Raw genomic sequence first — 14218 nt, 5'->3', positions numbered from 1 at the left:
TGACAAAACACTTATGTTTAATCACAGGAAAAGCGAGATGGGGATGGTGAAACATGCTAAAACAATGGATCGATGAAGCAACGTATACTGTGGTGTTTACAGGGGCTGGTATGTCTACTGAAAGTGGGTTGCCTGATTTCCGTTCCGCAAACGAAGGGCTATGGAATAACTTGGACCCAAGCGAAATTGCAAGTACGGATGCATTAAATAGAAATGTGCATGCATTTACTGAATTCTATCGCCAGCGAGTGCTTGGTGTGAAAACCTATGAGCCCCATAAAGGCCACTATATTTTAGCTGACTGGGAGAAACAAGGTAAAATAAAATCCATTATCACACAAAATGTAGATGGGTTTCATCAAGCGGCCGGTTCAAAACAGGTAGCAGAGTTACACGGTACACTACAAACATTGCACTGCCAATCTTGCAAAAAGCAATATAGTAGTGAAGCGTATATTGATAAGGAATATCACTGTCTATGTGGCGGAATTCTTCGTCCTTCTATTGTATTATTTGGGGAAGCACTACCACAAGACGCTTTTCAAAAGGCCTATAAAGAAGCTCAAGCCTGTGACCTAATCATAGTACTCGGTTCCTCTTTAAGTGTAACGCCAGCGAATCAATTCCCTCTGATCGCGAAGGGTAATGGAGCAAAGCTTGTTATTATTAACAGGGAGGAAACAAGTCTTGATTTTTACGCAGACCTTATTATAAACAAACGAAATATCGGAGACATATTAAAGGAGCTGGATTCCTAATCCAGCTCCTTTTAAGTACATTATGTCATCCATTTAGGTGGATCATTTTTACCCCAATATATTTCGCCAATTTCCCGGTGTGATTCAAACTGATCATGCTTTACATGGTAATGAAAGTTAAACCAGTGTCCTTCCAGCGGGCGGTTATCCCTACGCACATGAAACTTAGCAATGGCCTTATTTGTCCGCACATCATAAAGGTCAAATATCTTTTCTCCCCAACCATCTGTTGGGCTATCTGTTATCCCGATATAAGGATATTCAGATTCATCAATAGTAGCCACTGTAGTGGTTACCGCTTCCTCCACACCAAATAAAATAGCATTTAAGAATGCAGGATCAATTTGAGATGATATTTTCGGTCCTAGCTTATCCAGTGTTTGGGCCTGGGCCTCGTTCGCCATTGACTGGACAAGATTGGAGTCATCCGATTCCTGACTTGTCTCTTCTGAAGGAACTGCTTCTGCTAGCGAATGGGAAACATCTTCTTTTATATTCGTTTTAGCTGTGAAGTCGTCTTTACTCTCATCAGCATTTAAAAAAGCTGGGGGGACATATATTCCCAACGTCATTATTGTGATGAGGACGACTGCCGCCTTTCTTAGCCAAAGTTTCATAATCCGAACCCCTTTTATATACTTACTAAAAGTTTACCATGAAGAAAAAATATGTCCAGACTATTTTTGTTTTTTTACAAAACGATTACCAATTTTCTAATATTTATATCAGGTATTCATGTACCTATACATATTAAATGGCTATTAGGAAAGGCTACTATATAAAGAAACTTGCCAGGAGTGAAGAATTAATGAACGAAAAAAAGTTTTATTTAGATGCGGGGGAAATCGCCTCTCTATGGACCAACTATGTAAATGATACTATGTCCATTTGTATTTTAAAGTTCATGATCCAACATATGGAAGACCCAGAAATTAGACCAGCCCTTCAAACCGCACTAGATATCTCAAGTGACCATATAGAGAAGCTAACAGACATCTTTGAAGAGGAAGAATACGCCGTTCCAAACGGGTTTACAAGTAAGGATGTACAAGTGGGTGCCCCATGGCTATTCTCTAATACTTTTTGTCTAACCTACGTATCCCATATGGCAAAGGTTGGTATGCTCTCCTACAGTAGTTTACTATCCATGAGTACAAAACCTTCTATCAGGGAATATTTCACCAACGCATTAAACGAAACGGCCTCTCTATACAATCAAACCGTTGAAATTGCAACAAATAAAGGGATTAACGCCCGCATTCCTAATGTAGAGGTACCTAAAAAAACAGATTATATTAGGAGCAAACAATATTATGGTGGATTGAATCCTTTTAGCGATAAACGACCATTAAACGACATTGAAATCTCTCATTTATACATGAATGTTCTTTCCAATTATGTCGGTATGAAGCTTTCTTTAGCATTTGCGCAAACTTCCCCCACAAAGGAAGTACAGGAATATCTGCTGAGATGTAAGGATATTGCTAATAAGCATAATAAAATATTCGCCACTATATTGAATGATAATAATATTCAAACATCACAACTACCTGATGTAGCTGTTAGCAGCTCTACTACGCAAACATTTTCCGATAAAATGATTATGTTTCATATGGCTTTACTAACTTCAGCTGGCATTGGGAATTACGCTACTGCTGCCGCAGCAAGCCAAAGACTGGATCTTGCTCTAAATTATGAACGCTTGTCTCTGGAAGTAGCTAAACTCGCGAAAAGTGGCGCAGACCTTATGATCGAAAACCACTGGCTTGAGCAGCCACCTGGAACAAGAGATAGGGAAAAGCTTGCAAGAGAGAAAAAATAAAAGCAGCTTATAAGCAAGCTGCTTTTTTATTTCTTCTTAACAAAAGCTAGAAAAAAATATTTTAGAGTGCCTTGATTCGAGCATCATTCCTATAAATTACGTTGATAAAACTTTTTTCCATCATACGAGTAGACTACTGGCTTTTCTTCAACAGAGGTTTCCATATAAACGGTCTTACCCCATAGCTGGTAAATGTATGGCAAAACATTTTCCAAGTAACCTATGTCCAGCTCCATGCCTTCATAGCTATGCTTTAAATACAGCTCTCCATTTCGTAGGTAGTCACCATTTTCTACCGTAATGTATGGGAATCCTCCATTCACTCTCATGGACACTAACTGGTCTCGTACTTCTTCATATTTTTTATCAGTTATCGTATAGTCTCTGCCCTTTTTTTCAAACAGGTATAAATCTTCCCTCTGCACAAGTTCCTTCGTTAAGTAATTGCGGATAAATGAAATATCTGCTTCAATCTCACGTACTTCAAACATTTTCTCTCTACCTGATCCTGGCTCTATGCCGAGCTCTCGCATTTCCTTTGTTGGATTGTTATATCGATCTTCAATATCTTCAAAGATTTTCAATCCAAGGTAGTATGGATTAATACCTTGCTTGGACGGCTGCACGACTCCTGCATTCAATGTTGCAAACTCAATCGTGTCATCTGAACTAAGATCCATCTCCCGCAAGATACGCTGATGCCAGTAGGAAGCCCAGCCTTCGTTCATGATTTTTGTTTCCAACTGTGGCCAGAAATAAAGCATTTCCTCTCGCATCATCGTTAAAATATCGCGTTGCCAATCTTCGAGCTCTTTGCTGTATTCTTCAATAAATAATAAAAGATCTTTTTCGGGTTGTGGCGGGAACTTTTTACGTTTCTTCACAAATCGTTTTTCTTTTTCAGATTTATTATCCAAATCCCAAAGATCGTCATAAGCTGTCTTTGCTTTAAAAGGTTCTTCTTCCAGTTCCTCCTCCATATTATAAGTGGGGAGTTTTGGACGGACAATGGATGGGTCAATATGTTCCTGAATAGCAAGAATGGCATTTAAAAACTGCTCTACTTCTTCCTTACCATGGATCATTTCATAGTTTGCTATTCTCTCTGCCGTAGCCGTCATACTTTCAACCATGTCACGCCTCGTATTTGAAAAACGAACATTATTTTTAAAGAAGTCACAATGGGCAAGAACATGAGCAATGATTAACTTATTTTGAATTAGGCTGTTAGTATCAAGCAAGAAAGCATAACAAGGGTTCGAATTGATTACCAACTCATATATCTGGCTTAAGCCAAGATCATATTGCAGTTTCATTTTGTGGAATTGCTTTCCAAAGCTCCAATGGGAGAAGCGGGTTGGCATCCCATAGGCACCAAATGTATAAATGATGTCGGCAGGACAAATCTCATAGCGCATCGGATAAAAATCCAATCCAAACCCAGATGCAATTTCGGTGATTTCTTCAATGGCATAGTTAAGTGCTTTCGTATCGGTCAACGAATATCCCTCCTATTAAGCTTTATATAGTGTATGAGAAGGGCAATTAATGATGAACAACTTTCTTATCTCATTTACAATAGGAAAATAGACAAATCGAAACAATTACTATTTACAAACCGTAATCATTACGTTATGATATGTAAAGATAAAGCGAAACTTCAATCAAGGGAGCATGAACAAATGAAAAAGAGAAACTACATAGTTCTAATCGGACTATTTTTTTCACTATTACTGATAACTGCTTGTAATAGTGAGTCAGAAAATACTACCGCCGAAAGCAATGAGGAAGAATCCGACAACCCGCTCAAGATTTATACAACACTATATCCATTAGAAGATTTCACAAAGAAAATAGGTGGGGAATTTGTTGAAGTAGAAAGCATAATGCCACCAGGTGCAGATGCCCATACTTTCGAGCCAAACTCGAAGCAAATGGTAGATATCGCTAAATCCGATGCCTTTATTTATAACGGAATGGGCATGGAATCTTATGCAGAAAGCATCTCCTCTGCACTACAAGATGAAAATGTTGCTTTAATAGAAGCAGCTGATGGCATTGAAACGGTTGAACATAGCCATGATCACGATCATGACCATGATGGCGATGAAGAAGGGTCTCATGATCATGACCACGAGGGCGATGAAGAAGCTTCACACGATCACGACCATGAGAGCGATGAAGAAGGGTCACATGACCACGACCATGAGAGTGATGAAGAAGCTTCACACGATCACGACCATGAGAGTGACGAAGAAGCTTCTCATGATCACCATCACCATGGCGATGAAGATCCACATGTATGGTTAGATCCAATTCGTGCGATTAAACTTGCGGAAAATATTAAAGACCAGCTAGTGGAATTGAAGCCTGAAGAAGAAGAAACGTTTGAAGCAAACTTTGAAACATTGAAAGCAGACTTAGAGAATCTAGATAGTGAGTTTCATACTTTGATAGATTCAAAGGAAAACCCAGAAATGATCGTTTCCCATGCTGCGTACGGCTACTGGGAAGACAACTACGGTGTTGTACAGATTCCAATTGCTGGACTATCTTCCAGTGAAGAGCCTTCTCAGAAGGAACTTACAGAAGTAATTAGCATTGCAAAGGAAAAAGACTTGAAATACGTCATATTTGAGCAAAATGTAACGACAAAAGTAGCAGAAGTCATCCGCAACGAGATTGGTGCAGAACCATTGCAATTACACAATCTCTCCGTTCTTACGGAAGAAGATATGGAAAACGAAGAAGACTACTTTAGTTTAATGGGAAGAAATCTTGAAACCTTGGAGAAAGCATTGAAATAAGACAATAATGTGTGTATAAAGGTCTATTTCGCTGTCACTTAAAAACGATTGAATAAAGGGAAAAACGCCGGATGTTTACTCAAACTCTAGTTCATTACTAGTTTCGAGTATCGTCCGGCTTCTTTTTTTACTTACTATTCCATTTCCAAGCCTACTCTATAAATATTGGATTTGTATTGGATAAACATACGGCTGAGAAGGTTGCTCGATAATCTTCCAATCCGTAATATGAATAGTAGGAATCTCTTTTCCTTCATACTCCTGTAGCCTTAACTCTCCTGTAGCCTCGACCCATGTATCTTCAGCTAACTCATTTGCGCCATCAAGTTGTGAAAGGAATCCTACTACCCCTGCATCTGCTATACAATGGGTGATCAAAAACCGGGAAAGTACCATTTCATTATCAGAAAAACCTTCCTCTTTGTATACAAACCCTTGAAGTGTTATTTTTTTACCGACGAATACCTCCGGCTCTTGGTTTATCTGCTGGTAGTATACCGAATACAATTCTTCTGACATGGTAATGTCCTTCGTTTTCCTCAATGCTTCCATACTACTTTCATATTCTTCCATCGTCATCGTATTAGTTAGTAGATTTGGGTCTGGTTCGGTATGCTCAAGAGGAATTTGCTCTCCCTCTGGTTTCGCGCCACCTCCATTTCCCTCTTGCCCATTGTTTCCCAAGGATAGCATTATCCCTTTTTTCTCAGCAATGGACGCATCCAACGTAGTCTCAGGAAACAAAAGCCCTGTCGCAAGCGGTAGAATAATAACACCATAGGAGAAGATTTTCCTTAGTGTGAGCGAGCCATCACCATGGTCATGATGATGGTGATCATGATCATGACAGTGATTGTTTTGACACGCATGTGCCTGCTTATGAACAGATTCCTTGGTTATGGCCCAGATTCTAAAAATTTGTGTAAAGAAGAGTATAAGGAAAAGCCATGCTCCAATCATACTTAAATATTCGTATTTGGGATTAATATAGTGAATAATATCGCCTGTTTGATGCAGCTGTACGAGAAAAACAACAAACGTCATTAAAATAACAGCTCGAAAAGCCTGCTGCAACTGTATACGCATTTACGCACCTCCTTTATTAACCTACTTGAAAGAGCATTAATGTTAGAAATACAATGATGGTAACAATGAGCACAAATAACGTAACAAACTTTGCCTTAAATACACTAAGCATCATGAACGTATTTTTCATATCAATCATTGGCCCATAGATTAAGAAACCTAATATTGCCGTATCTGGAAAGAGACCTCTAAACGAGGCACCAATGAAGGCATCCGCCTCTGAACAAAGGGATAAAATATAAGCCAACGCCATCATAACGACGGTAGCTGAAGCCACTCCACCGCCTAGTGATACTAAGTCACCTGAGGAAATATACGTCTGCACAAAGGCCGCTAAAGCTGCGCCAATTATCAAGTACTTGCCCATATCAAAAAATTCATCTACTGCATGAGTAAAAGTGTGCTTTACCTTCTCTTGCAAGCCCGTATGCTTTATAGACGGAACAGGAAATTTTTGCTTTAGCTGGTTCCCTTTAAAGAGAAAACTTATAATAATCGCAACCACCATCGCAATGACAAATCCCAAAATCATACGTGCAGCAGCTATTTTGGCATCATTTCCGAATGCCATGTATGTGGAAAGAATGACGATTGGGTTGATTAAAGGCCCTGTAAGCAGAAAACCGATACCTGCATAAATTGGCACTCCTTTCCCAACAAGTCTTCTTACGATTGGTACAATGCCACATTCACACGCCGGAAAACATGCTCCAACTACACAGCTCATCGTGATTGCCAGGTATTTATTCCGAGGAATCCACCTACGTATATGCTCATCTGTTACAAACACTTGGATTAGCCCAGCTATTAGAACACCGATTAACACAAATGGTAATGCTTCTATTAAAATACTTAGAAAGAGCATATTCATATGATAGATGGACTTAGGTAACTCTATTATTTTCTCAACCTGTTCACTAAGTGTTAGTAGTGTCATCACGATTGCAAAGATGAACAAACCCGTTAATTCAACCAACAGTGTATGTCGCCTGGTAAGCATAAATAGATTCCCTCCCTATCAATTCATGCATGTCCTTTTCAATCCATCCTATTCTTGCAGAAGAAATGCTAGAACTTCCTTTCTATAAAAAAACTTCTTTCAATATCGAGACATATCTATTTACAAAGGTCATATTCTAAGTTAATATAGATTAAAACGTAACGATTACGATTTACAGATGCGGGAAGCGTCTTTTATTTTTGGAAGCAAATCGTAATGATTACACTTTAAGGAGGATAACCATGGCTAAAAAGTCTAAAATAGCGAAAGAGAAAAAACGTCAACAAACCGTTGAAAAATATGCAGAATTAAGAAGAGAGTTAAAGGATAAAGGAGACTATGAAGCTTTAAGAAAGCTCCCAAGAGATTCGTCCCCAACCCGACTAAAAAATCGTTGCCAGGTAACAGGCAGACCTCGTGGTTATGTCCGTAAATTTGGTATGTCACGAATTGCTTTACGTGAATATGCACATAAAGGGCAACTACCAGGTGTGAAAAAATCAAGCTGGTAATGGACGGTGGAAGGAGCTGTGAAGCCATTGTATAAATGGATTATTGTAGGGGGCGGTATCCAAGGGTGTACCATTGCAGTCCAACTTTTGCAGGCAGGTAAGGTTTCAACACAAGAGTTATTAATTATCGATCCCTACTCTAGACCCATGCACAAATGGTTGTCTTTAACAGAAAAAATTGGCATGACCTACCTGCGATCACCCTTTGTCCATCATATGGACACAAGACCTTTTGCTTTAAAAGATTTCGCTGAGAAAAATGATTATACCAAGCCTTTTCTAGGTCGGTATAAACGGCCTCAGCTTCAGTTATTTAATGATCACTGCAAATCGCTTTTTGATCAATTACATATTACAAAAAGCTGGCATCAAGCGACGGTACGCCAACTTAAAAGTGTTGGTACAAACGCGTGGAGCGTTGAAACAGATCAAAACACATTTACAACAGAAAGAGTCGTCCTTGCCATGGGAGTAAATGATAATCCCTATTGGCCAGGTTGGGCCATTGAAGCCAAATCCCACTATCCGAAGAAGGTTTCGCACTTATTTACTGAGAACTCTCCCCCTCCCTCCTCTGTATGTGTAGTAGGAGGCGGACTGACAGCGGCTCATATGGCAGTATTACTATGTGAAAATCCAGGCGTGGAGAAGGTTACCTTGATTAAAAGACATGATTTCCGCGTTCATGATTTTGACAGCGATCCTGGATGGCTTGGCCCAAAATATTTAAACAACTATCATAAAATCATTTCTCTTCCTGAAAGAAGAGCAACCATAAAAGAAGCAAGAAACCGTGGGTCTATTCCAAGGGAAATGTTTCTCAAATTAAAACGTCTAGAAGCAGATGGCTCATTGAAATGCATCGATGATGAAATACAAGATGTAAGTACACATTTAGCTAACCCGTTATTGCATTTCAAACGTAACCAGAGTGAAAGCTTCGAGGGAATTTACTTAGCTACAGGTTCAGCACAAGGATTACCAGAAGAAATCTGGTTAAAGCATGTCATTGATAGAGAAAGTCTCCAATGTGCAGATTGTGGGTTCCCTATTGTGACAAAACAATTGGAGTGGAAAAAAGGACTGCATGTTGCTGGTCCCTTGGCAGAATTGGAAATTGGCCCAGTCTCTCGCAATATATCAGGAGCTAGGAAGGCTGCAGCAATTCTTTCCTCCATCTCTATATAGCTCAAAGGTGGGAGATGACATGATGAATAAAAAAATACCTGTTACTGTATTAAGCGGATACCTTGGTGCCGGCAAAACATCGGTATTAAACCATTTACTACACAATAAACAAGGATACAAAATAGCCGTTGTGGTTAATGACATGAGTGAAATTAATATTGACTCGGCCATGGTAAAACAAGGCGGATTGATTCGTAGTGACGAAAAGCTTGTTGAGCTACAGAATGGATGTATTTGTTGTACTCTAAGAGAAGATCTCATTGTGGAGCTTGACCAACTTTCAACGCTTGAATTGGATTATGTTTTAATCGAGTCAACAGGAATATCTGAACCCATTCCGGTAGCACAAACATTTACATATGAAGCAGATGAATTAGACATCGACCTTCGACAGCACTACAAGCTTGATTCCATGGTTACTGTTGTTAATGCAGCTCAATTTTGGGAGGATTATTACTCGGGTGAAAACCTGCTTGACCGCCAGCAAGAGGCTGTCCCTGGTGACGAACGAGAAGTCGCTGATCTTCTTATAGACCAAATTGAATTTGCCAATGTTATTTTAATAAACAAAATTGACTTAATCCCAAAAGAAGAGTTACAAAAATTAATCGCCACTATAGCGAAGTTTAACCCAACCGCAAGGATTTTACCTACTGAGCATGGAAAAGTAGATCCAGGAAGCGTTTTAAATACATCCTTGTTTGACTTTGAGGAGGCTAGTAGCTCTGCAGGTTGGATAAAAGAGTTAAACGAAGAGCACATACCAGAGACAGAAGAATATGGCATTCAATCGTTCGTTTACAGAATGAATAAGCCTTTTCACCCTGAACGGTTCTTTCAATGGTTGGAAAAATGGCCACAAGAAGTAGTGCGCTCCAAAGGATTTTTCTGGCTTGCTAGTAGAAATGATGCAATTGGGCTTCTCTCTCAAGCTGGGAAATCTTTAAGCGTCCAAGGTGCCGGAAACTGGGTAGCTACTTTTTCTAAAGCAGAGCAAGACGAGCTCTTACAAGAAGACCTAGCAACAAAAGAAGCATGGCATCCCCAGTACGGGGACCGCAAGACTGAATTAGTGTTTATCGGTATGAAGCTTAATCAAATAGATTTAATTGAATCATTAAATCAATGTGTTTTAACAGAAAAAGAAATGGCAGAGGACTGGGCGATGTTACCAGATCCGTTTCCCCCTTTCCTATAATAAAATTTGCTCCCCTAATTGGGGGCTTTTTATTTTTTTTATAAAATCATTGCATTTTCTTCGCTTCCCGAATATAATTTGCCTATAGGAAACTTTTTAACCATCATAAAATTATTTATTCCATTAGCAACATCCAACAATTCAGCATATCATGCCAGTAGATTTTTTTTCGCATTGTTTTGCCTTAAGGAAACAAAATAGGGAGAGGGGAAAAGGAAATGAAAAAGTTATTCTTTGTTGGTTTTGTATTCTTGTTTTTTGGAAGTCTAATTGGTTGCTCAACAAACGCAGAAAACACAGATGGGTCTACTGAAGGGAAAGTTAAAGTAGTAACCACGATTGCCCAAATTGGAGATATAACAGAACAAATAGGTGGTGAAGCAGTAGAGGTGGAAAGCCTTATGGGTCCTGGGGTTGATCCACATTTATATAATGCAGTTCAAGGAGACATTAAAAAGCTTGATGAGGCAGATATTATTTTCTATAATGGTCTCCATTTAGAAGGACAGATGGACCAAATATTTGAAAATATGGAGCAAGAAAAACCAACGATCGCGGTTGCGGAAACTATTCCAGATAATGAGCTCTTGGCAGATCCTGAAAGTCCGGGTATCAGTGACCCACATGTCTGGTTTGACATTAGCTTATGGAAGCAAGCTGCTGAAGCGGTACGGGATGGGCTGATTGAACTAGACCCTGATAACGAGTCAATATATAACGAAAATACATCTAACTATTTAAGCGAACTGGATGATCTGGAGGCTTATGCAAAGGATAGATTTACTGAAATACCAGAAGAAAGTCGTGTATTAGTAACTGCCCATGATGCATTTAACTATTTTGGTGAAGCGTATGGTTTTGACGTTATTGGTCTACAAGGCTTAAGTACAGAATCTGATTATGGAGTAAATGATGTACAACACATTATTGATACGCTGGTTGAACGGAATATTAAAGGGGTCTTTGTAGAAAGTAGTGTATCCGAGCGATCGATCAATGCTGTCGTAGAAGGTGCGAAGGAAGCTGGCCATGATGTTGCCATTGGTGGAGAGCTTTATTCAGACGCTATGGGAGAAGCCGGTACAGAGGAAGGAACTTATATTGGGATGTTCAGACATAATGTGGACACCATCGTAGAATCATTAAAATAACGTAAACTTAAATTAAAAAGGGGATACGAAAAATGCAGGCAATAAATGTTACCAATCTAACCGTTTCCTATGATAGAAATCCTGTTTTGGAGAATGTTTCTTTCACCATCCCGAACGGCTCTATTACAGGCATTATAGGCCCTAACGGTGCAGGGAAATCAACATTGATAAAATCCATTCTTCGCCTGATCCCCTCTAATTCGGGGGAAGTGGAAGTATACGGAAAACCATATGGGCAACAAAAACAACTAATTGGATATGTTCCACAACGAAGTGAAGTCGACTGGGATTTTCCGACAAATGCTCTTGATGTCGTCTTGATGGGAAGATACCGCCATATCGGGATGTTTAAACGTGCAGGGAAAGCAGAGGTTGCTTGGGCTAAGGAATGTCTAAAGAAAGTGGGCATGCAAGATTATGCTCAGCGCCAGATTAGTCAACTTTCTGGCGGCCAGCAACAGCGTGTTTTTTTAGCTCGCGCCCTAGCTCAGGATGCCATGGTTTACTTTATGGATGAACCATTTTCCGGAGTTGATGCTGCAACAGAGCGGGCTATTATTGAGCTAATGAAGAAATGGAAGCAAGAAGGAAAAACTGTGATCGTCGTTCATCACGACTTACAAACTGCGGAAGATTATTTCGACCATATTTTGCTTCTTAATAAACAAACAATCGATTTCGGGGAAACAAAGAAGGTTTTTACACTGGAGAACTTAGAAAAAGCCTATGGTGGAAAAATTGCTTTCCTACAAAGGACCCCGAGCACAGCGAAGGAGCCGACAGCGCATGGAAGCCTTTCTTACCAGCCTGAGTAATGCCAATTTCCAATGGGTACTAGTGGGTAGCTTGCTCTTAGGGTTTGCCAGTGGTGTTATTGGAAGTTTTGTACTACTAAAAAAGCAAAGCCTTATCAGTGACGCTATGGCACATGCGGCATTACCCGGAGTCTGCATTATGTTTCTCATTTTTGAAGTAAAAAATGTTCCCATTCTCTTAATTGGTGCGGCGATAACAAGCCTTCTGGCAACCCAGGCTATTCAGTTTATTATTAACAAATCACGTATTAAAACAGATGCAGCAATTGGGGTTATCATTTCTGTGTTTTTCGGATTTGGTATCGTCTTGTTAACATATATTCAACAAAATTCCTCCGGCAGTCAGGCTGGACTGGATTCCTTTATTTTCGGGCAGGCTGCGTCGCTTGTAAAGAGTGATGTCCAGCTAATCTCTGGAGGTGCATTTCTCTTAGTGGTAATAACAGTGCTCCTCTTCAAAGAATTTAAGTTGACTCTGTTTGACCCACAGTTTGCAAAAGGTATCGGGTTACCTGTTTCCTTTCTTAATGGCCTTATGTTGTTTTTAGTTGTAGCAATTGTTGTTATAGGCATTCAAATGGTTGGCGTCATTCTGATCGCCGCCTTATTAATCACACCTCCCCTTGCTGCAAGGTATTGGACAGAGAATCTAGGCATTATGGCTATTCTTGCCGGCATATTCGGTGCAATTTCCGGAGTATCTGGAGCAGTCATCAGTACTACGGTTGTTGGGTTGCCAACTGGACCGGTTATTGTACTCAGTGCTTCGCTAATCTTTTTTATCTCCTTGCTGTTTGGTACGAAAAATGGATTTTTACAAAGGAGGGTTAGAGGAGTATGACCTACACATTATGGATTTTAATAACTGGTTGTTTAGTAGGCCTTACATGCGGTATTACCGGCTCCATCCTTGTATTGAGGAAAATGGCCATGATTGCAGATGCCATCAGTCACACGGTGCTCCTCGGCATTGTAGGTGCTTTTTTTGTAACACAGTCACTTAATGGGCTCCCTATGCTAATTGGTGCTGCAGTTGTTGGCCTACTAACCGCCTTTTTTGTGGAGACACTGCACCGTTCTGGTGTGCAATCTGATGCAGCAATTGGCGTTGTGTTTACCTCTCTTTTCGCACTTGGGGTAGTGCTCATAGCCTTTATTGGCGATCAAGTTCATTTAGATGTACAGCATGCATTAATGGGAGAAATCGCTTTTGTTCCATGGAACACGCTGCAAATTGGCGGGGAATCCTATGGCCCTATAGCCGTTTGGATGCTTGGCGGGGTACTCGTATTAAACACACTTTTTATTGCGATCTTTTACAAGGAAATTAAAATATCGACCTTTGATCCACAATACGCTATTTTGATTGGCGTTCCAGTCGTCTTTATCCATTATCTCCTAATGGCCATGGTTTCCTTATCAACGGTTGCCTCCTTTGACAGTGTAGGGGCGATCCTCGTAGTAGCGATGCTTATTGTACCTGGAGCAACGGCCTATCTTCTCACAGATAAGTTCTTTAGTGTGATATGGATGAGTGGAGCTATAGGCATTTTATCTGCTTTAATTGGTTACGGTGCAGCAGTATCCTTCAATGTTTCCATTGCGGGTTCAATGGCCAGTGCAACAGGCTTATTATTCCTGCTTGCCTTTCTTTTCAGCCCTAAGCACGGGCTTGTCTTTAAACGGCAACGTATGACGTCAACCTAGATATTCAAAAACAGGTTCTGGTGGAAATATAACCGGGGCCTGTTTTTTTGGTGCTTCTGGTGGCGATGAACTGCATTTTAAGTGATTTCTTTTTGCGTTTTGACGTTCATCCGAACCGCATTAGGAAATCCTTATCCGTGATCTCTCCATCCAAGTATTCTACCGCTTTCATTT

At 40.1% G+C, this 14218-nt stretch carries 14 protein-coding genes; 10 read left to right on the top strand and 4 right to left on the bottom strand.

Annotated features, from left to right (window positions below; all coding sequences use genetic code 11):
• Positions 1-53: 53 nt before the first annotated feature.
• Positions 54-758: an NAD-dependent protein deacylase gene (locus BN985_RS03555; protein WP_042221140.1), complete on the top strand. Its 705-nt coding sequence runs from the start codon at positions 54-56 to the stop codon at positions 756-758.
• Between the two features lie 20 nt (positions 759-778).
• On the opposite strand, the gene BN985_RS03550 is transcribed toward BN985_RS03555, so the two are convergent.
• Positions 779-1375 (bottom strand): YpjP family protein, encoded by a 597-nt coding sequence (locus BN985_RS03550; protein ID WP_042221138.1) that lies wholly within the window; start codon positions 1373-1375, stop codon positions 779-781.
• A gap of 191 nt (positions 1376-1566) precedes the next feature.
• Between BN985_RS03550 and BN985_RS03545 the strand changes: the two genes are divergently transcribed.
• Positions 1567-2580: a DUF3231 family protein gene (locus BN985_RS03545; RefSeq protein WP_042221136.1), complete on the top strand. Its 1014-nt coding sequence runs from the start codon at positions 1567-1569 to the stop codon at positions 2578-2580.
• A gap of 89 nt (positions 2581-2669) precedes the next feature.
• On the opposite strand, the gene BN985_RS03540 is transcribed toward BN985_RS03545, so the two are convergent.
• Positions 2670-4079 carry a SpoVR family protein gene (locus BN985_RS03540; RefSeq protein WP_042221134.1) on the bottom strand — a complete coding sequence of 470 codons (1410 nt, stop codon included), beginning with the start codon at positions 4077-4079 and terminating at the stop codon, positions 2670-2672.
• Positions 4080-4262: 183 nt separating this feature from the next.
• Between BN985_RS03540 and BN985_RS03535 the strand changes: the two genes are divergently transcribed.
• Positions 4263-5387 (top strand): metal ABC transporter solute-binding protein, Zn/Mn family, encoded by a 1125-nt coding sequence (locus BN985_RS03535; protein WP_042221132.1) that lies wholly within the window; start codon positions 4263-4265, stop codon positions 5385-5387.
• A gap of 156 nt (positions 5388-5543) precedes the next feature.
• On the opposite strand, the gene BN985_RS03530 is transcribed toward BN985_RS03535, so the two are convergent.
• Together BN985_RS03530 and BN985_RS03525 are read right to left on the bottom strand one after the other, a co-directional pair.
• Positions 5544-6473, bottom strand: a complete 930-nt coding sequence (locus BN985_RS03530; RefSeq protein WP_042221131.1) for a TIGR03943 family putative permease subunit — start codon at positions 6471-6473, stop codon at positions 5544-5546.
• Between the two features lie 16 nt (positions 6474-6489).
• Positions 6490-7473, bottom strand: a complete 984-nt coding sequence (locus BN985_RS03525) for a permease (protein WP_042221130.1) — start codon at positions 7471-7473, stop codon at positions 6490-6492.
• A gap of 242 nt (positions 7474-7715) precedes the next feature.
• Between BN985_RS03525 and rpsN the strand changes: the two genes are divergently transcribed.
• The 7 genes from rpsN to BN985_RS03490 all read left to right on the top strand — a co-directional run bounded on the left by rpsN (position 7716) and on the right by BN985_RS03490 (position 14044).
• On the top strand, positions 7716-7985 hold the full coding sequence (gene rpsN / locus BN985_RS03520) for a 30S ribosomal protein S14 (protein WP_042221128.1): 270 nt from the start codon (positions 7716-7718) through the stop codon (positions 7983-7985).
• Between the two features lie 27 nt (positions 7986-8012).
• Complete coding sequence (locus BN985_RS03515) at positions 8013-9173, top strand: FAD/NAD(P)-binding protein (RefSeq protein WP_042221126.1); 1161 nt, start codon at positions 8013-8015, stop codon at positions 9171-9173.
• A gap of 22 nt (positions 9174-9195) precedes the next feature.
• A complete protein-coding gene (locus tag BN985_RS03510) occupies positions 9196-10371 on the top strand; it encodes a GTP-binding protein (protein ID WP_042222886.1) in 1176 nt (391 codons plus the stop codon).
• A gap of 218 nt (positions 10372-10589) precedes the next feature.
• A complete protein-coding gene (locus BN985_RS03505; RefSeq protein WP_042221124.1) occupies positions 10590-11522 on the top strand; it encodes a metal ABC transporter solute-binding protein, Zn/Mn family in 933 nt (310 codons plus the stop codon).
• 32 nt (positions 11523-11554) lie between these two features.
• A complete protein-coding gene (locus BN985_RS03500) occupies positions 11555-12337 on the top strand; it encodes a metal ABC transporter ATP-binding protein (RefSeq protein ID WP_042221123.1) in 783 nt (260 codons plus the stop codon).
• Positions 12309-13178: a metal ABC transporter permease gene (locus BN985_RS03495; RefSeq protein ID WP_042221122.1), complete on the top strand. Its 870-nt coding sequence runs from the start codon at positions 12309-12311 to the stop codon at positions 13176-13178. The genes BN985_RS03500 and BN985_RS03495 overlap by 29 nt, the downstream gene beginning before the upstream one ends.
• Positions 13175-14044: a metal ABC transporter permease gene (locus tag BN985_RS03490; RefSeq protein ID WP_042221121.1), complete on the top strand. Its 870-nt coding sequence runs from the start codon at positions 13175-13177 to the stop codon at positions 14042-14044. Before BN985_RS03495 ends, BN985_RS03490 begins: the two co-directional genes overlap by 4 nt.
• The last annotated feature ends 174 nt before the right edge of the window (positions 14045-14218 follow it).

The sequence above is a fragment of the Oceanobacillus manasiensis genome (assembly GCF_000724085.1).
Taxonomy (GTDB): domain Bacteria; phylum Bacillota; class Bacilli; order Bacillales; family Amphibacillaceae; genus Oceanobacillus_B; species Oceanobacillus_B manasiensis.
This window is presented reverse-complemented; position numbering and strand designations above follow the sequence as displayed.